The sequence below is a fragment of the Flavobacterium hydatis genome, from assembly GCF_000737695.1.
GTDB lineage: Bacteria > Bacteroidota > Bacteroidia > Flavobacteriales > Flavobacteriaceae > Flavobacterium > Flavobacterium hydatis.
In genome coordinates this window covers 22,714-47,336 of record NZ_JPRM01000009.1, presented here as the reverse complement: position 1 = coordinate 47,336, position 24,623 = coordinate 22,714, and the positions used below count along the sequence as shown (strand labels likewise).

Genomic DNA, 24,623 nt, shown 5'->3' with positions numbered 1-24,623 from the left:
ATAATATATTTGTAGCAACTTACGTTATTAGCTTATATTAATTATTAAATTTGTTTACAAAAATTATTTAAATATGGAAAATCAAAAGAACAACAACTCAAGTCTAAAAGCTGTAATAGCTGTTTTAGCAATTTTATTAGTAGGTAGTTTAGTATATATATTTAAAATGACATCTGATACTGATGCTGTAAAAACTGAACTTACTACTACATTAACAGAAAAAGAGTCTGTAATGAAAGATTTACAGGAATTAAAAGCAACTTATGATGCTGCAATTGCTGAAAATACATCTATGTCTGATGAGTTAATTCAGGAAAGAGACAAAGTAGTTACTTTAATGGATGATTTGAATAAATCTAAAGGAGATGTATCTAAATTCAGATCTCAAGTTCAGGCTATGCAAGGTAAAATGAAAGTTTTAGTTGCAGAAAACGATGAGTTGAAAAAACAAAATGGAGTGTTAACAGTACAACGTGATAGTACAATTGTTGTTTTAGGAGAGTCTAAAAAATTCAATGAAGTATTAGTAGGTCAAAACGAAGAATTGGCTAAAACTGTTGAAAAAGGATCGAAATTATCTATTCTTAATACAAAAACTGCAGCTTACAAATTAAGAAGCTCAGGAAAACAAATTGAAACTGATAAAGCTAGTAGAGCTGACGTGTTAAAAATTAGTTTTACAATCGCTGAAAATCAAATTGCTAAATCTGGAGATAAAACGTATTATGTACAAGTTATCGATAGTAAAAACAATGTTTTAGGTGATAAGAAAACAGAATCTTTTGGTGATAAAAGCTTAACTTATAGCTTCCTTACTAAAGTTCAGTATGAAAACAAAACAGTTAATGTTTCTGAAGATTTACCAGGTAAAAACTTCGAAAAAGGAACTTACTTTATCAATGTTTTTGATAATGACGAGTTGGTTTCTAAAACAAGCTTTACTTTAAGATAAAAAAATACTTGATATATTAAAAGGGCAGTAAAACTTAGTTTTACTGCCCTTTTTTTTATTGGTTTATATAGCTTTATTTTTATCAATCAAACAACTTTGATTATTCAAAGATTGTTCCTTCTACAAAAACACTTTCTATTAAATTAGTACCAAAAGCATAAGGTAATTGATTGTAAGAAGTAATAGGTTTTGTTAGGATGAAATTAGCCTTTTTGCCTACGGTAATACTTCCGTGTGAATCTGAAATTCCCATTGCGTAAGCACCATTTATTGTAGCTGCGTTAATTGCTTCTTCGGGAGTCATTTTCATCTTTATACAAGCTGTTGCAACAACAAAATTCATATTTCCTGATGGAGTAGAGCCAGGGTTGTAATCTGTGGCTAATGCCAATGGTAATCCTGCTTTTATCATTTCTCTTGCTGGTGTATATGGGATACTTAGGAAGTAAGAACATGATGGTAAGGCTACAGGCATCGTTTCGGTGTTTTTTAAGGCCTCAATGTCTTCTGGGTTCATTATTTCGAGATGATCCACAGAAAGGGCTTTATATTTAACGCTCGCTTGTATACCGCCTATAGAATTAAACTGGTTGACATGGATTTTAGGGGTTAATCCGTTTTGGATACCTGCTTCCATAATTTGTTCTGTTTCCTCGACAGAGAAATAACCTGTTTCGCAAAATACATCTACGTAATCGGCTAGTTTGTTTTTGGCAATTTCAGGAAGCATTTTTTGGATGATTTCATCGATATATCCTTTTTTATTCTCTTTAAATTCTAAAGGGAATGCATGTGCACCAAGAAAAGTTGCTTTTATAGTTACTGGATAGTTTTCGGCAAGCTTTTTTATAACTTTTAGCATTTTTAGCTCACCATCTACAGTAAGTCCGTAGCCTGATTTTATCTCGACAGCTCCAGTTCCTAAGCGTATCACTTCTTCAAGTCTGGCTTTAGACTGGTTGTATATTTCATCTTCGGAGGTTTCGTTAAGTTTTTTTGCAGAATTTAGAATTCCGCCACCACGATTAGCGATTTCCTCGTAAGAGAGTCCGTTAATTCTATCTACAAATTCTTGTTCTCTGTTGCCAGCATATACAATGTGTGTATGGCTGTCGCACCATGAAGGAAGAATCATTTTTCCTGTTGCATCAATAGTCGAATCGGCTTTTATTTCTGGAATGTTTTCCATTGCGCCAAATCCTGCTATTAGATTGTCTTTTATAACTAAATAGGCATTTTTTATGGTTGGAAGTATTGCCATTTCGGCTCCAGAAACTTTAGAAATTGGAGTTTCCCGAACTTGTATAAGCTCTTTTATATTGATGATTAAGGTTGTCATTATCTATTTTGTGTATTATTCAGAAACTGTGATTTCAAACATTTTGTCCCAGTTTTTTCCTGTTACAAAGATTGTTTTTGTTTTTGGGTTGTAAGCAATTCCGTTTAAAACGTCATCGATTGTTATACTAGGAGCTAGTTGCTTGCGTAATCCAGACATATCAAGGATTCCTTCGACAGCACCAGTTGTTTGGTTTACTACTGCAATTGCATCTTTTTGGAACACATTTACATAGAATTTACCATTGATTAATTCTAATTCGTTTATAGCTTTAATTTTTGAACTTCCTGAATATACATTGATGTAATCAATCATTTTTTGAGTTTCAGGATCCATTTTCCAAATCTTTTCAGTTCCGTCACCTTGATAAATGTATTTTCCGTCATTTGTCATTCCCCAGCCTTCAATTTCTTTGTCGTAAGTGAAAGTTTTTTCAAGTTTTAATGTATTGATGTCATATATAAAACCTGTTCTTTCTTGCCAAGATAATTGGTATAGTTTGTTGTTGATAATTGTGATTCCTTCTCCGAAGTATTTACTATCTAGTGTAATCTCTTTATATACTTTACCTGTTTTATAATCGTATTTTCTAAAGTACGAATCTCCTTTTTGTCCTGTGCTTTCGTAAAGGGTATCTCTAAAGAATTCTAAACCTTCAGTAAATGCTTTTGCATCGTGAGGATATGTATTAACGATTTTATATTTTAATAATTTAGGTTGTACATCCGAAACTAATTCGATTCTAGAAGTTGCTTCAGCATTTTCTCCATCGTAATAAACTAATGCTTTTAGTTTTTGGTAACCTAGTTTTTGATCTTTTAATTCAAAGTTTAATTTATTTAAACCTTTTACTGCACCAACTTTTTTGTCGTTTACAAAGTAGACAATGCTGTCGATTTGCTTCGAATTTGGGTTTGAAATACCCAAAGAAACGGACTGATTTGTTAAAAAATGGGCAGGAAAATTAGAATCATCAAAAGAAAATATAGAATTTTCATCTTTTTTTGTGTCTTTACAACCAATTAGTGTTATTCCTAATAAAATGAAAGTTAGTAAGTTATGTTTTTTCATAGTCTAAAATTTGAAGTAGCCAATATACAATGTTATTTTTATAGGCACAAAGCTCTTGCAAAAATATAAAAAGATTGTATATTTGCATCGGCAAGTCCTACACGATCTGCTCCTGCAGACTCCCCCAGGATGGGAACATAGCAAGGGTAAGTGGTTGAGCGATGCGATGTAGGTCGCTTGCCTTTTTTTAATTTTCCCGATGTATCGGGATTTTTTTTTAGAATTAATTTAAAAGTAGTCTTCCTTCGGGAGGATTTTTTTATTTTTGGACCTTTCATAATGAGTTGGGTTTGGGTATTTGTAGGGATCAATACAAAAACCTGTGGAGAGAAAAAAAATACCACGGAGAACGCAAAGTTTTTAAATATGTTAAGTTTAGTAAAAACATAAAGTTCACAAAGCTTTGTGTGCTTAAATTGTGTAAACACAACTTAAATCTTAGTAAATTCTGCGTAAAATCTTTACGTTCTCTGCGGTGAAAAATAATTAATGAGTATATTTTTTTATGTTTCTCCACAACATTTAGCGTTGATCCATTTGTAGTTTTTACAAGATGTCGGAAACTTTTAACTTTAAATCTTAAACTAAAAATTAATGAGCAAAGTCATTTTAATTACCGGAGGATCTTCTGGGATTGGGAAATCTATTGGAGAATTTTTGCATAACAAAGGATTTGTGGTGTATGGAACTAGCAGAACTCCTGAGAATGTTTTAAATTCTGTATTTCCTTTAATCGCTTTAGATGTTCGTAATGTAGAGTCGATTAAATCTGCTGTTGCAAAAATTATAAAAACTAGCGGTCGTTTAGACGTTGTTATTAATAACGCTGGTGTGGGGATTACTGGTCCTTTGGAAGAAATTCCGACTGAGGAAATCAAGAATAATTTTGAAACTAATTTTTTTGGTCCAATTGAGGTAATGAAAGCTGTTTTGCCACAAATGCGTGAGCAGAAATCGGGTTTGATTATTAATATTACTTCTATTGCTGGTTATATGGGATTGCCTTATCGTAGTGTATATTCGGCTTCGAAAGGAGCTTTGGAGTTAATTACGGAAGCTTTGCGTATGGAGGTGAAGTCTTTTGGAATTAATATTACGAATGTTGCTCCTGGTGATTTTGCTACTAATATTGCTGCAGGACGTTATCATGCTCCTGTAATAAAAGGTTCGGCTTATGAAGCGGTGTACGGACGTACGCTTGAAACTATGAACGAGCATGTAGATGCGGGTGGAAACCCTAATGAAATGGCTGAGGCTATTTATAAAATCATGCTGACTAAGCATCCTAAAGGGCATTATAAAGTTGGCGCTTTTATGCAGAAATTTTCAATTGTTTTGAAACGTATTCTTCCTGATAAAGTTTATGAAAAGATGTTAATGAATCATTATAAGTTGTAATTTTGCAGCGATTTTTCATTTTGCGTGAGGGGGTGAAATGGAAATCCTTTTATTTTTTTTCTTTAGGAAAAATAAAAGATTGTAATGAAAAACCCGACCCTTGTGGTCACGCCCTATTTAGGAACACAATTAAATATAATACATATGAAATTTTTTATTGACACAGCTAATTTAGCTCAAATTAAAGAAGCACAAGCTTTAGGTGTTTTAGACGGAGTTACTACTAACCCATCATTGATGGCTAAAGAAGGAATTACTGGAAAAAACAACATTTTGAAACATTACGTTGATATTTGTAATCTTGTTGAAGGTGATGTTAGTGCCGAAGTTAATGCTTTGGATTACGACGGAATGATTAAAGAAGGTGAAGAATTGGCGGAATTACACGAGCAAATTGTGGTTAAATTGCCAATGACAAAAGAAGGTGTTATGGCTGCGAAATATTTCTCGGATAAAGGAATTAAAACAAACGTAACTTTAGTATTCTCTGCGGGACAAGCTTTATTGGCTGCTAAGGCTGGAGCTACTTATGTTTCTCCATTCATTGGTCGTTTGGATGATGTTTCTACAGATGGTTTAGCGCTTATCGAAGAGATTAGATTGATTTATGATAACTATGGTTATGAAACTGAAATCTTAGCTGCTTCTGTACGTCATACTATGCATATTGTAAATTGTGCAAAAATTGGTGCTGATGTTATGACTGGACCTCTTTCTGCAATTTATGGTTTATTAAAACACCCATTAACAGATATCGGATTGGCACAGTTTGTTGCTGATTTTGAAAAAGGAAATAAATAATTATCCTTAAAATTAATTTTAAATCGCCATGTTTGTCATAAACATGGCGATTTTTTTTATATTTTTATATGTCTCATAATTAATTATCTACATATGAAAAAGCTACTGGTTGTGTTTGTGTTTACAATAATTGGATTGTCGGTTAATGCGCAGGCAAAAATTATAAAAGGACTTAATGATGCGGGCGATGTGGCAACATTTGAGCTGGATTGTTCTAAGAGTTTTCAGGTTCTTGATAAGGGATTGCGCTATACGATTGTACGGCATGAGTTTAAAGGGGAGGAGATGAAAAATAGTTACCGTATTATGTTGGTAATGGATGGTTTTTATACTACGACTCTTAATAGTGTAATGACAATATCGGCAGTACTCGCGGATGGAACTATTCTTAAAACGGAGAAAATTATTGAAGAGGATGGTTATTTTGACGGGGCTTGTACGCTGAAAATGAAAGATCCTAAAAAGCTTTTGAATTTAGACATCAAGCAAATTATAGTACATGCTAATAAAGATGTTGTATATACTATTCCTGAAAAGAATAGGGTGATTTTTAAAAAGAATTTAGAGAATATTCTTAGTGCTAAATAGTTGTTGTTTCTTTTGAACTGGTGGTGTGTAAGTTAACCGCAAAGTTCGCAAAATTAGAAAACGCAAAGTTCCCAAAGCTTAATCATTAAGTTTTGGGAACTTTTTTTACCTAATCCTTAATTGTTATTTAGGAAGTTGTAAAATATAAATAAAAAAGTCCCATCGTGAGATGGGACTTTTTCTATTCGGTTTAGTTATTAGTGACCTCCGCCTTCGCTTTGGATATGACTAATTCCTTGTCTTTTTAATATTTTAGGGCAATAGTAGCCGTAGAATCCTAAATATGCGAAACCAAGTAGTGGAACGATATATGAAAAGTGTGTCCATGTTATTCCAAAAAATCCTTCTGGACTAGTAAGGTCAATATCGCAGATACTTCCTTGAACTAAAGGAATAATTCCTCCTCCAAGAATCATCATGATTAAGAATGAAGATGCTTTTCCTGTGTTTTTGCCTAAACCAGCGATAGCTAAATCGAATATAGACGGCCACATAATTGATAAGAATAAACCTCCAGAGATAAAGAAGAATTTAGCAATTGATGGGTCTGGACAAACTAATCCGGCTAACATCATTATTAAACCTGATATTCCGAAAAGCATTAATGTTTTTCCAGCATTTTTACCTCCTACAAAACTTACTGCAATGAATGCTAAAATCCAGATTGGGTAAATGTAGAATGAAGATACATCATGCGCAGCAAAAATGTTAGCTCCGATAATTACTCCAAACGCTACGGCTGGAACAATGAATTTTAAGGCTGTATTTACTAGGTTTGAGGTGTTAAAAACGTTTACACCACCATTCCAGCGTCCGATCATTAAACTTCCCCAATAAAGAGCTATAAATGGAGCGATTGCATCTTCTAGAATGTTTCCAAATTCGGCAGTATGAAGTAAAGCTGGTAAATTACTAATAATTGTAACCTCTGTTCCAACATAGATAAAGATCCCTAACATCCCTAAGTATAATTGTGGATAGTCTGAAATGTTGAATTTTTCGTGTGCTACTTTAACTTCTTCTTCGTCTTCTTTTGCAGGATCTTCAATTTTAGAAAAATTCATGAAAATAGCTACTACAATAAAAGCAATTCCTAAAATTATGAAAGGCAATTTGATGTCCTCTAATGAAAGTGAAGTGTTTTTGTTATCTCCCATTCCAAATAAAGCGATTCCTAGTAAAATAGCTCCAATTGTTGTTCCGAAAGAGTTGATTCCTCCAGCTAAAGTTAAACGGTGAGCTCCAGTTTGTGGGCTTCCCATTTTAATTGCCAATGGGTTAGCTACAATTTGTTGAATTGAAAATCCTAAACCTACAGTAAATAATGCTGTTAAGAAGAAAGGAAAGCTTTCCATAGTTGCAGCGGGAACAAATAAAAATGAACCTACAGCAGAAAGAATTAAACCAGCAGAAAGTGTTTTTTTATATCCAAATTTTTGAAGAACATCCGTTTTTAGAGATATTAGGAAGAAAATCATAGATCCGACAAAGTACGCAGCATAAAAAGCCCAAGCTACTAGTTGTGATTGTACTTGAGATAAAGTAAATACTTTTTTGAATACTGGAATTAGGATGTCGTTGGCGGATCCAACAAAGCCCCAAAAGAAGAAGACTATTATCAATGAGATAAATTGTCCCCATTTGGTTTGTACATTTTCTGAACTCATAATGCGATTAGGTTAATTTTATTTGTTTTTATTTGTTTTTTGACGAGCGTAAATATATTTGTAAACTCGTTTAAAAAAAAATAAAACAGAACAAATAATGTTAAATTTATACCAACGGCATGAATTATTCAACAAAGTGTTATTTTTTTAAGTCGTAAAATGTATGATTGTTAGGTTGTTATTCGAGTATTTTGCTTTTTACATCTTTGCTATAATTCCTACCTATTGGTAAAGTAAAGGATTGTATTTGTATGCGATTTCCTTCAATAGATTTGACTTTATTGACTGCTATTAAGTATGATTTGTGAATACGCATAAATCTATCGGCCGGTAACTCGTCTGACAAAGCGGTTAATGACTTGTGTGTAATGTAGGTTTTATCGAGTGTTACAACCTTGATGTATTCTTTCATTCCTTCTACAAATAAAATTTCATCAATATTTATCTTAATCATTTTTTTATCTACTTTGATAAAAAGATGTGGCTCAACACGATGATTTTCGACCTTGATATTGTTTTTTAAATTGTACTCGGTCGTAATTTTATTGATGCATTTTATAAATCGGGGAAGCGGGATTGGTTTTACCAAATAATCTAAAACTTCCAGATCATAACTTTCGGCTGCAAATTCTCTAAAAGCTGTAGTTATTATAACTTTGGTTTTGTTTTCTATTAAACTAATGAGTTCAAAGCCAGTCATCATTGGCATATTAATATCTAGGAAAACGGCATCGACACTATTGTTGTTTATAAAGTCTAGTGCTTCTAGCGCATTAACAAATGTACCGGTAATTTCAAAATCGGTAAAATTTGTAAAGTAATTTTGTAGAACTTTGATTGCTAATGGTTCATCATCAATCAATACGCATTTAATCTTCATTATTAATAGGTATTTGCAAGCGAATTATATAGTAATTAAATTTAGTTTTATATTCTAAATTGTAATTATTTTTATAGATTAGTTTTAGTCTTTTTTGGGTATTGGATAAGCCAATTCCTTTCTTTGTTTTAAGATTTTGTGAATGTACGAAATTATTTAATACTTCAAAATCCAGTGTTTTGTTGTCGATGATTTTACAGTTTACTTTTATCTTTAAATTTGGGTTGTTGAGACCGCCATGTTTAAAGGCATTTTCTATTAATGAGATGAAAATTAGGGGTGGAACCTCTACATCATCGATATCTGACTCTAAATTAATGCTAACTTCTACATTCTGGAATCGTAGTTTTTCTATTTCTATATAGTTATGTATATAGTCGATTTCCTGAATTAATTTAACAGATTTTGTTCCTTTTATGTCATATAAAACATATTCCATTAGTCTGGAAAGTTTGATAATTACATCTGGAACTTTATCTGATGATTCTAGCGATAGTGCGTATAGATTATTTAGGGTGTTAAAGAAAAAATGCGGTTGTATTTGATTTTCAAGATATTTCAGTTTAATCTTAAACTGGTTTTCTCTCAAGGATCGGTTTCTTTCTCTTTCTCGCAACCAAGTAAGGGTTAGGTAAACAGATGATGCCATTGCTAATACATATAATTCTCCAATACATACAGCTACTATATGATTTATTTCGAATGGTTTGTATTCACGATTTGCTTCTGGCCAAATGTTTTGTGATATTATATAGTAAGTAAGTGCGGTTTTTATTAAATAAATAGCAAACAAACTTGCTATAAGGCTGAAAGTGTATGTTATGTATTTCGATTTTAATACATAACGTGGCACTAAAACAAATAAATTAAAATAGACTAAAGGTATGTGTAAGGAGAATTCAATAAGATTCGACTTGAATGAATATTGGTAGTTGTTAAAGTAAGCTCCCCATCTTAAGAAATTTAATAAAAAATAAACTCCCCAAAACCAAAGGTGGTTTTGAAGTTTTATATCAAATTTCATTTTACTGATTCTATTCAATTATATAGTAGGTTTTTGGTAGGGTTAGATAATGAATGAAATATTATTTTGCAACTTTAATCAATTAGTTAATGAAAACACAATTTTTTTGAATAAAATTTTTAAAAATATCTTAAAACGTGAAATTTTTAGTTTAGAGAACGTTTTCGTATAATGTTTTTCTTGATTGTATGCTTGATGTTGCATATTTGTTGGCTTGGCTTTATTTTGAATATGTAATAATTTGTTAAAAAGGCTATATTTTTGATTATATCGTATCTTAAAACTTAAAATATTGGGTATTTTGTATACGGAAAACGTTTTCGTTTAGCATATTATAGATTATTTAGTGTCGTTTGTTTATGGTTTTTTGTTGTTGGTATAAAATATTTTTTTTAACAATTCTTTAAGAATAATTTTATGCCATAACTAACAAAAATTTATAAACATGAAAAAAATTTTCTTAATCTTTATGATGGCTTTTACGGTGCAGGTTTCGCTTGCTCAGGTAAAAAATATCAAAGGTGTGATTACAGATTCTGATGGATTGCCGTTGCCAGGAGCTTCAGTTGCAGTTCAAGGAGGACAAAAAGGTACAGTTACCGATTTTGATGGTGTATTTTCTATTGAGGTTCAAAAAGGACAGACTTTAGTTTTTAGCTATGTAGGATTGGAAACACAAAATGTTGTTGTGGGTGATGCGGCTACGGTTAATGTGAAGTTGAAAAATGCTGCTTCGAATGCGTTGAGTGAAGTTGTTGTGACTTCGTTAGGTATTAAGAAAGCTAAAAAGTCTTTAACTTATGCAGCACAAGAGGTAAAAGGAGAAGAAATGACTCGTGTAAAAGATGCGAATCTTATTAATAGTTTATCAGGAAAAGTATCAGGTTTAGTTGTGGGAAGAAGTGCTTCTGGTTCTGGAGGTTCTGTAAAGGTAACTATTCGTGGTAATTCATCAATCTCAAACAACCAACCATTGTATGTTGTTGATGGAATTCCATTGTTAAACTCTTCAACTGCGCAAGGGAATCAAGTTTTTGGAGATAAAGCAGGTGGTAATAGAGATGGTGGTGATGCTGTATCTATGATGAATCCTGAGGATATCGAATCTATGACGGTATTAAAAGGAGCTTCTGCTGCCGCTTTATATGGTAGTCAGGGAGCAAATGGAGTTATTCTTGTAACTACCAAAAGAGGTAAAGTTGGAACTGTAACTGCAAACTATACTTCAAGTCTTTTTGTAGATAATGTAATTTCATTACCAGAATTTCAAACAACTTATGGAGCAAATGCAGGTGCAACAAAAACTTGGGGAGCTGCGAAAGATTCTCCAGAGCATGTAGATAATTTTTTCAATACGGGGATGACTTTTATAAACTCAGTTGGAATTAATAGTGGAAATGAAAAAGCGACTACAAGTCTTACTTATGCAAACACTAATATTGCTGGTGTGATGCCAACAAATGAATTGAAGAAAAATAATATCGGTATTCGTCAAAGTGTAAAAATATTTGAAGATAAATTAACTGTAGATGCAGCTTTCTCTTTCGCAGATCAAAAAATTACAAACAAACCAACGAATGCATTATATTATAATCCTTTAACAGGGGTGTATTTGTTTCCAAGAGGAAATGATTTTAATGATTACAAGAATAATTATGAAGTATTTGATCCTATTAGAAACTTAAATACGCAAAGATGGGTAAGTGGGACAAGTGATATCATTCAAAACCCATATTGGATTCAGAATAGAAACGTATCTACTGATATTAATCAATCTTTTATCGGTTCTATCGCGTTAACTTTTAAAGCGAATGAGTGGTTGAGTTTTAAAACTAGAGGTGGTTACAATAAGATGTATAGTAAGTTTGACAAAAAAGTTTTTGCAGGTACTAATACAACTTTAGCAGCTTCTACTGGTAGATATATTTTGTCAAATAGTGAAAGTTCTCAATTGTACGGTGATTTTATTGGTACTGTAAATACAAAATTTAATAGTGATTTTAGTTTCAATGCTATTTTAGGAGCGAGTATTACAAAGTCAACAGTTAATAATGCAGTAACGAATGATTCTGGTGTAAAAGGTTTGATAAATGCAAACTGGTTTAATATCAATAATTTTGTTGCTACTTCAGGAAATAGCCAAACTATTGGAGCAGAAAAAGACGTACAATCTTTATTTGGTAGTGCAACTTTTGGTTATAAGGATATGCTTTTCTTAGATGTTACAGGAAGAAATGACTGGTCATCTACATTAGTTAATACAGAAAATTTAGGATTCTTTTATCCATCTGTTGGTCTTACAGCTATCCTAAGCCAAATGGTTAAACTTCCAGAAGCTATAAGCTACGGAAAAGTTAGAGCATCTTTTGCTCAGGTAGGTAACGATGTTACTCCTTTTTTAACTTCTCCATCAAATACAATTTCTTTTGGAAATGTGGTTAGCCCTATAACTGGTCCTAGACCTGGAACTTCTTTGAAACCAGAAAAACAAAATTCATTTGAAATTGGTACTGAGTGGAGATTTGTAAATAATAGATTTGGAATTGATTTTACTTATTATCAAAACGAAACAAAAAATCAATTGGTAACCATTCCAGCTCCGTTAACAAACCCTTTTGGATATACTAATTATGCATTTAATGCAGGTAGTATCGAAAATAAAGGTTTTGAGATTACAGTATCTGCAAAGGCTATTGTTACTGATAAATTTTCTTGGGATATAGCTCTTAATTATGCATCAAATAAAAATTTAGTAAAATCTTTAGGAGAGGAAATTAAAGCTAATGGAGTTCTTTTAACAGATGGTGATCCAAATAGTTACAGATACCGTTTGGTAGAAGGGAAGCCTTTTGGAATTATCGAAGGTAAAAATATTTTAAGAAATGATCAAGGAGAAATTATGCTTGATGATAGTGGGAATATTCAAAAAACAGATTGGCAAGAAATGGGAACTTCTAATCCTGATTTTATGTTAGGGTTCTCTAATACATTCAAGTATGAGAAGTTTTTCTTAAATGTTCTTATTGATGGAAGATTTGGAGGAAATGTAATGAGTTTGACAGAAGCAATGTTAGATAATTACGGTGTTTCTCAAAAAACGGGAGAACAAAGACAAGCTGGTGGAGTTGCTATAAATGCAGTAAATGCAGATGGTACTAAATTTCAAGGATTATACAATACTGAAAAATACTATAATGTAGTGGGAGATAGAAGTGGTGCTACAGGAGAATATATGTACAAAGCTACAAACGTTAGGTTAGGAGAGCTTTCATTAGGATACACTTTTGATTTTAGTAAAGAAACTATCTTTAAAACGGTGAATCTTTCTCTTGTTGGAAAAAACTTGTTTTTCTTTTACAAAGATGCTCCATTTGATCCAAACGTAACTTTAAGTACTGGTGAAGGATTACAAGGTATAGATATATTCGGTGCTCCATCTACAAGAAGCATAGGTGTGAACTTGAATTTAACATTTTAAGGATGTTTTTTTATGAAAGGATAAAACCTTTTGATTTATGATGTTTTAATTACTGAGATTAAATTAGTGGTAATTAATTAGTCTTAATGGACTTAATCATAGGTTAATAAAAATAATTTAATTAACAATAAAAATTTACAAATGAAAAATAAATTATTAATTTTTAGTGCAGTCTTAGCCTTTGCTTTTGGAGGTTGTACAAGTAATTTTGAGGATGTCAATTCTAATGACACTGCTTTTACTGATAAGGAATTAGAGCAAGACTTTAATAATATAAAGGCACCTATTAAGGCAATGCAAAGAGGGATGTATATATTGGTTGAAGATGATTGGAAAGGAGATATTCAATTTAACCTAAATGCAGATATTTTTGCTGGCTATATGGGTACGCCTCACAATTTTGAAGGGAATAATAATAATTCAACTTATGTACTTCTAGACGGATGGAATAATGCTGCATGGGAACAAGCTTACAGAAGAGAAATGGTGAATGCTCTTACAGTTAAGAGATTAGTAGAGAAAAAAGGCCCTAGGTATTATGCGTGGTCTTTAATTTTAAAGGTATATGCAATGCATAAAATTACAGATTATCACGGACCAATGGTATATTCTGCTTTTGGATCTGAGGCTGCAACAGTTCCTTATGATTCTCAAAAAGAAGTTTATGATCAGTTTTTTACAGAGTTAAAAACGGCTGTTGATATATTAACACCTTTGGCTACTGCGGATTTAAAAAGTACTTTTTTCGTAGATGCAAAAGATGCAACTGATGGTACAACTGCAAAAGGAGTAGTTGTAAAATGGATTAAATTTGCTAATTCACTACGTCTTCGTTTAGCAATGAGAATTTCAAATGTTGACCCAATAAAAGCAAAAGCAGAGGCAGAAGCAGCTATTGCGGGATTTGGTGTTATTGATTTAAATGCTGACAATATATTTTATTTAGCAGACCATCCAGTTAATACTTATACTAATGAGTGGGCAGATATTAATGTGGGAGCTGCAATTGCGTCAATTATGAATGGTTATAATGATCCAAGAAGAGAGCAATATTTTAGCCGAGCTGTTAGTAGTGGCAATTATCAAGCTATTAGATTGGGAAGTCTTGTTGATGATGATTACAGATTTGCAAAAGCGGATCAATTCTCAAAAGTAGGAACTATTGTAACTAATGGACAAATTCCTTGGTTTACAGCAACGGAATCTCATTTCTTAAAAGCTGAAGGAGCATTAAAAGGATGGAATATGGGGGGGACTCCTCAGTCTTTTTATGAGTCAGGTATTACTACTTCTTTTGCACAAAATGGTTCAGGAAGTGCAGATACTTATATTAATGATGATGTATTAGTAGCAGCGAATTTTACAGATCCTTTAAATGCGGCTAATAATATTACTGGACAAAATCTTGTTACTGTTAAATGGTCAGATGCTGCATCTAATGAAGTTAAGCTTCAAAAAATTCAAACTCAAAAATGGTTAGCTATTTTTCCTGATGGTCAAGAAGCGTGGGCTGAGACTAGAAGAACAGGTTATCCTAAATTATTCTTACCAACAAATAATTTCTCTTCAGGTAAAATTCCTGCAGGAACTTTTATAAGAAGGTTAAACTTTCCAGTTCAGGAAAAAACTTCTAATCCAGTAGGATACGCAGAAGGAGTTCAAAAACTGGGTGGTGTAGATACAGGAGGAACCAGACTTTGGTGGGATACTGGAGTTAATAAATTCTAATAAAAACAGATTTTTAAAAAAGAATGTAAAAGGCATAAGTAATAAAAATTGCTTATGCCTTTTTTAACATACACAGCTTTATAATAAATAGTATAAAAAATATAAAATGTATTATAGAAATTAAATCAGGCATCTTTAGTAAAAAAGAAGCTTAATCAGGATTTATTTTATTCTGGTTTTATGCTAAAAGAGTTAATAGAATGGGTATTTAATGTTTTTTAATCGAATAGCAGATTAATAATAGCAGATTAATAATAGTAGAAGACTTGATTGTAATTAAGTAAAAGTTAAGATCGTCATAAAATCTTATTTTGCTGGTTCTGTTTTAATTAACAGGAAACTTTAAAGCCGAAAAATATTTTTATTTAAGAATTTGAATAATTAGTTAATAAAACCAACTTTTTTTTACATTAAACTTTAAAAAAAATAAAAAATGCGTCATAATATCCATAGGAAAACGTTTTCGTATAACGTATTATTGAATATTTTATGTCGTTTGTTTAAAGTTTGTTGTTGTTGGTATAATTTATTTTTATTAACAATCCGTTAAGAATAAATTTACACCATAACTAACAAAAATAAATAAACATGAAAAAAATTTTCTTAATCTTTATGATTGTTTTTACGGCGCAGGTTTCGCTTGCACAAGTAAAAAATATCAAAGGTGTGATTACAGATTCTGATGGGATGCCGTTGCCAGGGGCTACCGTTGCAGTACAAGGGGGGCAAAAAGGTACCGTTACCGATTTTGATGGTGTTTTCTCAATTGATGCTCAAAAAGGCCAAACTTTGGTTTTTACTTATGTAGGTTTAGAAACACAAAATATTGTTGTAGGAGATGCTACAACAGTTAATGTTCAGTTAAAACAAGGTTTATCAAATTCTCTTAATGAAGTTGTTGTAACTTCTCTTGGTATCAAAAAAGCAAAAAAATCTTTGACTTATGCTACTCAGGAATTAAAAGGAGAAGAATTAACTAGAGTAAGAGATGTTAACGTTATTAATACTATTGCAGGTAAAATTGCCGGTGTAGCTGTTACTAAAAGTTCTTCTGGTACAGGAGGTTCTACTAAGGTAACGATTAGAGGTAACTCTTCATTTACTAATACTCAACCTTTATATGTTATTGATGGTATTCCATTGTACAATGTAGGTTCAGGACAGCCTAACGGAACTTTTGGAGATTTAGCTGGAGGTAACAGAGATGGAGGAGATGTTGTATCTCTTATTAATCCTGATGATTACGAAGGTATGACAGTTCTTAAAGGTGCTGCAGCTTCTGTATTATATGGTAGCCAAGGAGCAAATGGGGTAATTTTGCTTACTTCTAAAAAAGGAAAAGTTGGAGTTGAATCATTTAATGTAAATTCAGTTTCTACATTTGATACTGCAGCTTACTTACCTAAATTCCAGTCAGATTATACATCTGCAGCAGGAAGTGATGTAACTTGGGGAGCTAAAGAAAAAGTAAAAGATGAAGTAAAAGATTTTTTTGAAACTGGTGTAACGCAAATTACTTCTATGGCTTTTTCTAAAGCAAATGAGGGAATGTCAACTAGTTTAACATATTCTAATACAAGTGCTTCTGGAATTATTCCTAACAATGGTTTAAAGAAAAATAATTTTGGTGTACGCCAAACAGGTAAATTCTTTGATGATAGATTAAGTGTTGCAGTTACAGGTAACTATACTTCGCAAACAATTAATAACAGACCTACAAACGGGTTATATTTTAATCCAGTAAATGCTATTTATTCTCATCCTAGAGCTTACTCTTTAAATGATTTAAAAACTTATGAGGTATTTGATCCAGTAAAAAACATGATGGTGCAAAACTATCCAGGTATGATTATTTCTGATAGTAATGAGAATCCGTATTGGGTAATTAATAGAGAAGCATCGCTTGATACGAATAACTTTTTTAATGGAGCAATTGCATTAGACTATAAAGTAAATAACTGGTTTCGTTTAACTTCTAGATATAGTTATAACAGAAGTGAAAGTAATTTCCAAAAGAAAATGTTTGCATCAACTGCTTCTGCTTTGGCTCATCCAACAGGAAGATATATTAATGCTAACTTAATTGGAACTCAAAATTATGCTGATTTAATAGGTTTAATTAGTACTAATTTTTCTGAGGATTTCTCTTTTAATGCTACAGTAGGAGCAAGTATTAATAACTCTAAATCTACTGGTCTTACTTTGGATTCAGGAATTGGTGGAGGTTTAGCTTATGAAAACATTTTTACATTAGGAAATTTTAAATCTAATAACGGAAACGTACAAACAGGTTCTGAAAGAGAAGTACAATCTATATTTGCAGCTACTACTTTTGGATACAAAAACTACTTATATTTAGATGTTGCAGCTAGAAATGACTGGTCTTCAACATTAGTAAATACAAAAGATCCAAGTTTCTTTTATCCTTCTGTAGGGGTATCGGCTATCTTGAGCGAAATGACTTCAATGCCAGATTGGATAAGCTACGGTAAAGTACGTGCTACTTATGCACAAGTTGGTAATGATATTGCTATATCTATGACAAGTCCAACAACTACAATTGTTGCAGGAGTTTCAGTAAATCCTCTAGTGGGACCAATGCCTGGGACTTCATTAAAACCAGAGCTTAAATCAGAGGTTGAGATAGGTACAGAATGGAGAATGTTTAATAACAGATTTGGTTTTGAATTATCATACTACGATTCAGAAACTAAAAACCAATTTATTCAAGTTGCAGCACCAGCTACAAACCCATTTGGATATACTAACTACGCAATTAATGCAGGTAGTATTACAAACAAAGGTTTTGAGGCTGTTGTAAATGCAAACATAATTAAAGGAGATAAATTCTCTTGGGATTCAAGCATAAACTTTTCTACAAATAAAAGCAAAGTTAATAGTATACCGAAAGAAAGTTTAGACGGAGGAAGAATCATTCTTACTACAGCAGGATCAAGTAATTACAGATATTCGCTTATTGAAGGTAGACCATTTGGAGTAATCGAAGGGAAAAATATATTAAAAGATGCACAAGGCAGAATTGTACTTGATGATGCTGGTAACGTTCAAAAAACTGATTGGGAAGAGATAGGAAGTTCATATCCTGATTTTATGATTGGTTTTTCAAACACTTTCAAATTTGGAGCTTTTACAGCTAATATCTTGTTAGATGGTCGTTTTGGAGGTGAAGTTTTAAGTTTAACAGAAGCAATGAATGATGCAAATGGAGTTTCTAAAAGAACTGGGGATGCAAGAAATGCAGGAGGAGTTGCTGTTAATGCTGTAAAACCTGATGGAACTGCTGTGAGTACTATGGATGCATATAAATATTATTATAGTGTAGGAGGTAGAAATGGAGCGACTGGAGAATATTCTTATAGCGCTACAAACGTAAGTGTTAGAGAGGTATCTGTAGGATATACTTTTAATAGAAAAACGTTACCATTTGTACAATCAGCGAGTATATCGTTAATCGCAAGAAACTTATTCTTTATTTATAAAGATGCTCCTTTTGATCCAAATATTGCATTAAGTACTGGTCAAGGTTTACAAGGTGTTGATGTGTATGGTTTACCATCAACAAGAAGTATTGGTCTTAATATAAACTTAACTTTCTAATTTAAAAAGTCATGATATCAAATAAAATAAAAAGAAGTGCAATATGCCTTTCTTTACTTGCAGCATTTAGTTGTACAGATAATTTTGAGGAAATAAATACTAATCCTGTTGGAGCAAGTCCTGCAGATTTAGAGCAAAATTTTAATAATATAAAAAGTTTATTCGTACCAAGTTTTAACAGAATGTATATTTCTGATATAACTTGGCAATACCAAGAGCAACAAAGTTTACAAGGAGATGCTTGGTCTGGATATATGATTACTCCAAATCCTTTTAAATATATTGAGATTAATAATAACTACGTTTTAAACGATTACTTTAATACCCGTGCTTGGGATGATGCTTACCTTAACATCATATCATATCTTTATAAAGTTGAGCAAAGAGCAAAAGGGAAATATGATAATTTCTATTCATGGTCATTAATCATAAAAACAGTTGCAATGGCTAGAATTACAGATATGTATGGGCCGGCAGTATATTCAAGTTACGGAACAGAAGGGGCAGCTCTTTATGATTCTCAACAAGAAATTTACACGCACATGTTTAAGGATCTAGATTTTGCAGTTAATGATTTAACAGCAAGAGAAAAGGCTGGAGAAAAATCAGTATTTACAGGAACAGATTTATCATCTTATGATGGTAAGTATTTGCAATGGATAAAATATGCAAATTCTATGAGATTAAGATTAGCAATGAGAATTTCTAAAATTGATCCGGCATTAGCTAAAGTTGAAGCTGAAAAAGCAATAAATCATCCATTTGGAGTTTTAGAAACAAATGGTGATGTGATGAAAATTAAGTCTCCAGTAGATCTTAATGTAATCGACCAAATGAGTCATGCTTGGGGAGGTTTATTTATGGGAGCAGATATGGAATCTATTTTAGGAGGTTATGATGACCCTAGAATAGCTAAATATTGGGAAACATCTGCAATTGCTCCAGGTGAGTATAAAGGTGTTAGAACTGGTATTGTATACCCAAATAACACTACCTATGCTAAATTTTCACAAACTGGTCCAAGAACAAGAACAGGAGAAGTTACATGGATGTCTACTGCTGAGGTTTACTTCTTAAGAGCCGAAGGAGCTTTAAGAGGTTGGGATATGAAAGGAGATGCTAAAACTCTTTATGAAAGAGGAATTAAAGCTTCTTTCGAACAAAACGGAGTAGCTGGTGCAGATGCATATATTGCTGATAATACTAAAACTGCAAAAGATTATGTTGATTTAATTGAACCGAAAAACAATACACCAGCAATTAATAATGTTACTGTTGCGTGGGGTGCTGACAGAGAAATAAATCTTCAAAAAATTATTACTCAAAAATGGATTGCTACATATCCTGATGGACAAGAAGCTTGGTCTGAATATAGAAGAACAGGTTATCCTAAATTATTCAGAATTAATAACAACCAAAGTGGAGGTATAATTAGTACAGAATTTGGTGTAAGAAGAATGCAATTTTCTCAATCTGAAAAAGCAAACAACCCTCAAGGTGTAGCTTCAGGATTAGCCAAACTAGGAGGACCAGATAATGGAGGAACTAGACTTTGGTGGGATACTACAGGTCCAAACTTCTAATTAAAAACTGATTTTTTAAAAAAGAATGTAAGCGGCATAAGTAATGAAAATTACTTATGCCTCTTTTAAACGCGCATGTCTTTATAATAAATATTATAAAAAATATAAAATGAAAAGTGCTATAGAAATTAAACCTGACATTAGTTATAAAAGTGCTGGTAAGTTTGAAGAGACTCGATTTGAAAAAATTCATAATGAAATCTTCAAGAACTCTACCGAGGCATCGATAATTGTTGCGCAGGAAATTGCTCAATTAATTAGATCTAAGCAAGAAAAAAATAAAACTTGCGTACTAGGTTTAGCCACAGGTTCTTCGCCTATAAAGGTTTATGAAGAATTAGTTAGAATGCACAAAGAAGAAGGATTAAGTTTTAGCAATGTTATTACTTTTAATTTGGATGAATACTATCCAATGACAAAAGAGAATAATCAGAGCTACCATCATTTCATGCATCAGCATCTTTTTAACCACATCGATATTAATCCGGATAATGTTAATATTCCAGATGGTACCGTTGCAATCGATGAGTTAAATCAATATTGCATTGATTATGAAATGAACATAAAAAATGCTGGAGGATTAGATTTCCAATTATTAGGAATCGGTCGTACAGGACACGTTGGATTTAATGAGCCAGGTTCTCACATAAATTCAGGAACACGTATAATTACTTTAGATCATATAACGAGAGTAGATGCTTCTTCCGATTTTAACGGAATTGATAATGTGCCAAAAAGGGCCATTACAATGGGAGTATCTACAATTCTCAGATCTAAAAGAATTGTACTTATGGCTTGGGGACAAAACAAAGCCGATATCATCAAGAGAACAATTCAAGGAGATATCAGCTCAGAAGTTCCGGCTACTTTCTTACAAAATCATGGCAATGCAACTTTTGTTTTAGATCAATCGGCTGCATCAGAACTAACCCGTTTTAAAACGCCATGGTTGGTAGGAGAGTGTATTTGGAACCAAGAACTAAAAAGCAAAGCGATTGTTTGGTTATGTCAGAAAACAAAACAATCTATTTTAAAATTAACCGACAGAGATTACAACAATAACGGAATGTCCGATTTATTGGCTCAAGAAGGTTCTGCTTACGATTTGAATATTAATATGTTCAACGTATTGCAACACACCATTACAGGATGGCCAGGAGGGAAACCTAATACAGACGATTCACACCGTCCAGAAAGAGCTAACCCTGCTAAGAAAAGAATTATTCTTTTTAGTCCACATCCAGATGATGATGTTATCTCGATGGGAGGTACATTCTCAAAATTAATAAAACAAGGGCATGATGTACACGTAGTATATCAAACGTCAGGAAATATTGCCGTTACCGATGATGAAGCATTAAAGTTTGCAGAAGTAAGTAATGATTTTATAACTGATGCAGATACCAAGGTTAACTTTAAATCAGTAATAGAGTTTTTGAACAATAAATCAGAGAATCAAATTGATTCCTTAGAAGTTCGCAAACTAAAAGGGCTAATAAGAAGAAGAGAATCTTATGCAGCTACAAGATATATTGGTTTAAAAGATAGTAATACCCATTTCCTGGATTTACCATTTTATGAAACAGGACAAATAAAGAAAAATCCGTTAGGTCCGGAAGATATTGCAATTGTAAAGGACATTATCGAAAAAATAAAACCACACCAAGTGTTTGCAGCAGGAGACCTTGCAGATCCACACGGCACGCACGAAGTATGTTTGAACGCCATATTTGCGGCAATGAAAGAATTAAAACCAGAACGATACATGGATGATTGTTGGTTATGGTTGTACCGAGGCGCTTGGCACGAATGGGATATTCATGAAATAGACATGGCAGTACCATTAAGCCCATCAGAAGTATTATTAAAACGTCACGCTATTTTATACCACCAATCTCAAAAAGACAGAGTAATGTTTCAAGGAAACGACTCGAGAGAGTTTTGGGTAAGAGCCGAAGATCGTAATAAAAACACAGCGATTTTATATGATGATTTAGGACTTGCCGAATATGAAGCAATCGAAGCTTTTAAACGCTTTGATTATTAAAAGAATACACGAGTTAGAATAATTTAAGTTACAAAATTCAGAGTGATACCTTGATGATAAAGAGGTTCAATTAGGTTTTATTCTGAGTTTTGTTTTTACCCGAGTTTTTAAGTCAATATGTATTGATTGCAAAAGACTCTTTTACAACAAAAAGTATGAAATATATATTGATCTTATTATTTTCAGGTATAGTAGCTAATGCTCAAATCAAAAAAGAGCAATTAAACCTTATGCCATGGCCACAAACAATAAATTTATCCGAGGGTACATTTGCTTTAACAAAAGGTTTTAGAATAAATATTACAGGAAATCCTAATCCGAGAATTTTTAGCGGGGCAACTCGTTTTTTAAGACGATTAGATGGTAGAACAGGATTGTTTTTTGAACAAGATTTTTTGACCAAGCTTAATTCAGCACCTACAGCACAATTACAAATAAATTGCACCAAAAGTGGTAAAATTGGTTTATATGAAGACGAGAGTTATCATCTTGATATAAAGCAAAATAAAATTACAATTAATGCAACAAGTGACTTAGGAGCTTTACATGGTCTTGAAACATTGTTACAAATGTTACAAAATAATAGTACTTCTTACTATTTTCCAGTTTCTCAAATTTCAGATTTTCCAAGATTTACATGGAGAGGTTTAATGATGGATGTTGCTAGACATTTTCAACCTGTTGATGTAGTTAAAAGAAACCTGGACGCGCTTGCAGCTATGAAAATGAATGTTTTTCACTGGCACTTAGTAGATGATCAAGGTTGGAGAATACAATTGAAAAAACATCCTAAGCTTACAGATTTAGCTTCAGATGGATTTTATTATACACAAGAAGAAATTAAAAATATTGTTAAATATGCTGATGAGCGAGGAATTTTGATCGTGCCAGAAATCGATGTTCCAGGGCATGCATCAGCAATTTTAACAGCTTACCCAGAAATAGGAAGTAAAGTAGTAAATATATCTAACGGAACTTCAGAGAATAGCTCAAAAGCAGCAGTGGTATCTACTTATAGTATAGAACGTAATGCGGGAGTTTTTAGTCCAACATTAGATCCATCAAATCCTAAAACATACCAATTATTAAGCGAGATTTTTGATGAAGCATGTCTGTTATTTCCAGGAGCATACTTTCATATCGGAGGAGACGAAAACGAAGGTAAAGACTGGGATTCAAACCCTAAAATACAAGAGTTTAAAAAGAAAAATAAGTTAGTAACCAATCATGATTTGCAAACTTATTTTACAATGCAATTAGTTCCGATGCTTAAAAAACACGGAAAACAATTGATGGGATGGGAAGAGATTATGACAAAAGACATGTCTAAAGATGCAATTATTCATGCATGGAGAGGACCAAATGAAGGAGTTGCAGTTGGAAAATCATTAACAGAATCTGTAAAAAATGGTTACAAAACAGTTTTATCTAATGGTTATTATATTGATTTAGTACAAGGAGTAGAAGCACATTATTTAAACGATCCATTGCCTAAAAGTGCAAACTTTACACCAGAAGAAAAAGCAAGAGTATTAGGAGGTGAAGCTACAATGTGGACAGAACTTGTAACACCTTTAACTATAGATTCAAGACTTTGGCCAAGAACAGCAGCTATTGCCGAAAGATTATGGTCTGCAGAAGATATTACAGATTTAAACAGCATGCGCAAAAGATTAGCAGTTGTTTCATTTAGACTTGAAGAACTAGGAATTACACATATAAGAAACAAAGATGTAATCTTAAGAAATATTACAAATAATCAAAACATTACAGCATTAAATGATTTCTCTAATGTATGTGAACCTCTAAAAGGATATAAGAGAAATAAAGGAGGAGTTGAATATCAAACGTATTCACCATTTACACTTTTTGCAGATGCATGTACACCAGATGCTTCAGATGCAATAGCTTTTGATGGAGTTGTAAAAGAATATTTAGCAGACAAATCAGCAGCTAATAAAGCCAAAGTAACTTCATTCTTAAATAAATGGATTGGTTTAAAAGCAAGCCTGACAAGTTTAAGTGAAAATGCGCCTTTAATCCAACCAATTTTGCCACTTGCTAGTAATCTTAGTGATTTATCACAGCAATTAGTAAATGTTTTGGATAATAAAGCAACAGTTGCACCAGCAGTTCTAAATGAATTATTAGAGAAATGTAACTCTAAAGATTACGGAGATGTAGAGTTGGCAGTATATGAAAGCTTAAAAAAATTAATATAAGAGTAAAATTAGTATAAGAGTAAAATTAAAAGTTGAGTTAGATTAATAATTGAATTAGTTGAAGTTTAGTTGCCATAATTAATTAGTAATTTATTTATCTCTTCTGGAATTTTCAGGAGAGATAAATTATGGTAAAGATTCGGTTTAGATGTTTTTAGAATATCGAATCCATGATAAAATAGATATTAAAATTTAAAATATAATAAAGATTTACATTAAGATTGCTA

15 protein-coding genes and 1 other RNA gene are annotated in these 24,623 nt (G+C 32.4%); 11 read left to right on the top strand and 5 right to left on the bottom strand.

Annotation, left to right across the window (positions count from 1 at the left end):
* The first annotated feature begins 73 nt into the window (after positions 1-73).
* Entirely contained in the window at positions 74-952 is an 879-nt protein-coding gene (locus tag IW20_RS07390; protein WP_035620450.1) for a hypothetical protein, read from the top strand.
* A gap of 100 nt (positions 953-1,052) precedes the next feature.
* Here the strand turns inward: IW20_RS07390 and hutI are convergent, their stop codons facing one another.
* Positions 1,053-2,291: an imidazolonepropionase gene (gene hutI / locus IW20_RS07385; RefSeq protein WP_035620447.1), complete on the bottom strand. Its 1,239-nt coding sequence runs from the start codon at positions 2,289-2,291 to the stop codon at positions 1,053-1,055.
* Positions 2,292-2,306: 15 nt separating this feature from the next.
* Positions 2,307-3,362 carry a glutaminyl-peptide cyclotransferase gene (locus IW20_RS07380; RefSeq protein ID WP_035620444.1) on the bottom strand — a complete coding sequence of 352 codons (1,056 nt, stop codon included), beginning with the start codon at positions 3,360-3,362 and terminating at the stop codon, positions 2,307-2,309.
* Positions 3,363-3,450: 88 nt separating this feature from the next.
* On the opposite strand from IW20_RS07380, the gene ffs reads away from it, so the two are divergent.
* The 4 genes from ffs (at position 3,451) to IW20_RS07360 (ending at position 6,149) form a co-directional block, all read left to right on the top strand.
* Positions 3,451-3,548: signal recognition particle sRNA small type (gene ffs, locus IW20_RS25750), an RNA gene on the top strand.
* A gap of 408 nt (positions 3,549-3,956) precedes the next feature.
* Positions 3,957-4,760, top strand: coding sequence for an SDR family oxidoreductase (locus IW20_RS07370; protein WP_035620441.1), 804 nt, complete (start codon positions 3,957-3,959; stop codon positions 4,758-4,760).
* Positions 4,761-4,904: 144 nt separating this feature from the next.
* Positions 4,905-5,561 (top strand): fructose-6-phosphate aldolase, encoded by a 657-nt coding sequence (fsa, locus tag IW20_RS07365; RefSeq protein ID WP_035620438.1) that lies wholly within the window; start codon positions 4,905-4,907, stop codon positions 5,559-5,561.
* A gap of 93 nt (positions 5,562-5,654) precedes the next feature.
* Positions 5,655-6,149 (top strand): hypothetical protein, encoded by a 495-nt coding sequence (locus tag IW20_RS07360; protein WP_035620437.1) that lies wholly within the window; start codon positions 5,655-5,657, stop codon positions 6,147-6,149.
* Between the two features lie 197 nt (positions 6,150-6,346).
* Here the strand turns inward: IW20_RS07360 and IW20_RS07355 are convergent, their stop codons facing one another.
* The 3 genes from IW20_RS07355 to IW20_RS07345 form a co-directional block, all read right to left on the bottom strand.
* A complete protein-coding gene (locus IW20_RS07355; protein ID WP_035620434.1) occupies positions 6,347-7,816 on the bottom strand; it encodes an MFS transporter in 1,470 nt (489 codons plus the stop codon).
* Positions 7,817-7,994: 178 nt separating this feature from the next.
* A complete protein-coding gene (locus tag IW20_RS07350) occupies positions 7,995-8,696 on the bottom strand; it encodes a LytR/AlgR family response regulator transcription factor (protein ID WP_035620432.1) in 702 nt (233 codons plus the stop codon).
* Positions 8,686-9,720 carry a sensor histidine kinase gene (locus IW20_RS07345; RefSeq protein ID WP_240478466.1) on the bottom strand — a complete coding sequence of 345 codons (1,035 nt, stop codon included), beginning with the start codon at positions 9,718-9,720 and terminating at the stop codon, positions 8,686-8,688. The genes IW20_RS07350 and IW20_RS07345 overlap by 11 nt, the downstream gene beginning before the upstream one ends.
* A 445-nt stretch (positions 9,721-10,165) precedes the next feature.
* Here IW20_RS07345 and IW20_RS07340 point away from each other — a divergent pair, with 445 nt between their 5' ends.
* The 6 genes from IW20_RS07340 (at position 10,166) to IW20_RS07315 (ending at position 24,396) form a co-directional block, all read left to right on the top strand.
* Positions 10,166-13,198 (top strand): SusC/RagA family TonB-linked outer membrane protein, encoded by a 3,033-nt coding sequence (locus IW20_RS07340; RefSeq protein ID WP_035620429.1) that lies wholly within the window; start codon positions 10,166-10,168, stop codon positions 13,196-13,198.
* Between the two features lie 141 nt (positions 13,199-13,339).
* Positions 13,340-14,926 (top strand): RagB/SusD family nutrient uptake outer membrane protein, encoded by a 1,587-nt coding sequence (locus IW20_RS07335; protein ID WP_051885629.1) that lies wholly within the window; start codon positions 13,340-13,342, stop codon positions 14,924-14,926.
* 588 nt (positions 14,927-15,514) lie between these two features.
* Complete coding sequence (locus IW20_RS07330) at positions 15,515-18,544, top strand: SusC/RagA family TonB-linked outer membrane protein (protein ID WP_035620427.1); 3,030 nt, start codon at positions 15,515-15,517, stop codon at positions 18,542-18,544.
* An 11-nt stretch (positions 18,545-18,555) separates the two neighbouring features.
* Positions 18,556-20,127 (top strand): SusD/RagB family nutrient-binding outer membrane lipoprotein, encoded by a 1,572-nt coding sequence (locus IW20_RS07325; RefSeq protein WP_035620425.1) that lies wholly within the window; start codon positions 18,556-18,558, stop codon positions 20,125-20,127.
* Positions 20,128-20,236: 109 nt separating this feature from the next.
* Complete coding sequence (gene nagB / locus IW20_RS07320; RefSeq protein WP_035620557.1) at positions 20,237-22,174, top strand: glucosamine-6-phosphate deaminase; 1,938 nt, start codon at positions 20,237-20,239, stop codon at positions 22,172-22,174.
* A 155-nt stretch (positions 22,175-22,329) separates the two neighbouring features.
* Positions 22,330-24,396 carry a beta-N-acetylhexosaminidase gene (locus IW20_RS07315; RefSeq protein WP_035620555.1) on the top strand — a complete coding sequence of 689 codons (2,067 nt, stop codon included), beginning with the start codon at positions 22,330-22,332 and terminating at the stop codon, positions 24,394-24,396.
* Positions 24,397-24,623 lie beyond the last annotated feature (227 nt).

What these genes read in the sequence shown, in the direction of transcription:
- IW20_RS07370 (WP_035620441.1), top strand. Translation starts at nt 3,957, where the DNA reads ATGAGCAAAGTCATTTTAATTACCGGAGGATCTTCTGGGATTGGGAAA.
- hutI (WP_035620447.1), bottom strand. Translation starts at nt 2,291, where the DNA reads ATGACAACCTTAATCATCAATATAAAAGAGCTTATACAAGTTCGGGAA.
- IW20_RS07360 (WP_035620437.1), top strand. Translation starts at nt 5,655, where the DNA reads ATGAAAAAGCTACTGGTTGTGTTTGTGTTTACAATAATTGGATTGTCG.
- IW20_RS07330 (WP_035620427.1), top strand. Translation starts at nt 15,515, where the DNA reads ATGAAAAAAATTTTCTTAATCTTTATGATTGTTTTTACGGCGCAGGTT.
- IW20_RS07355 (WP_035620434.1), bottom strand. Translation starts at nt 7,816, where the DNA reads ATGAGTTCAGAAAATGTACAAACCAAATGGGGACAATTTATCTCATTG.
- nagB (WP_035620557.1), top strand. Translation starts at nt 20,237, where the DNA reads ATGAAAAGTGCTATAGAAATTAAACCTGACATTAGTTATAAAAGTGCT.
- IW20_RS07380 (WP_035620444.1), bottom strand. Translation starts at nt 3,362, where the DNA reads ATGAAAAAACATAACTTACTAACTTTCATTTTATTAGGAATAACACTA.
- IW20_RS07350 (WP_035620432.1), bottom strand. Translation starts at nt 8,696, where the DNA reads ATGAAGATTAAATGCGTATTGATTGATGATGAACCATTAGCAATCAAA.
- IW20_RS07340 (WP_035620429.1), top strand. Translation starts at nt 10,166, where the DNA reads ATGAAAAAAATTTTCTTAATCTTTATGATGGCTTTTACGGTGCAGGTT.
- IW20_RS07390 (WP_035620450.1), top strand. Translation starts at nt 74, where the DNA reads ATGGAAAATCAAAAGAACAACAACTCAAGTCTAAAAGCTGTAATAGCT.
- IW20_RS07325 (WP_035620425.1), top strand. Translation starts at nt 18,556, where the DNA reads ATGATATCAAATAAAATAAAAAGAAGTGCAATATGCCTTTCTTTACTT.
- IW20_RS07345 (WP_240478466.1), bottom strand. Translation starts at nt 9,720, where the DNA reads ATGAAATTTGATATAAAACTTCAAAACCACCTTTGGTTTTGGGGAGTT.
- IW20_RS07315 (WP_035620555.1), top strand. Translation starts at nt 22,330, where the DNA reads ATGAAATATATATTGATCTTATTATTTTCAGGTATAGTAGCTAATGCT.
- IW20_RS07335 (WP_051885629.1), top strand. Translation starts at nt 13,340, where the DNA reads ATGAAAAATAAATTATTAATTTTTAGTGCAGTCTTAGCCTTTGCTTTT.
- fsa (WP_035620438.1), top strand. Translation starts at nt 4,905, where the DNA reads ATGAAATTTTTTATTGACACAGCTAATTTAGCTCAAATTAAAGAAGCA.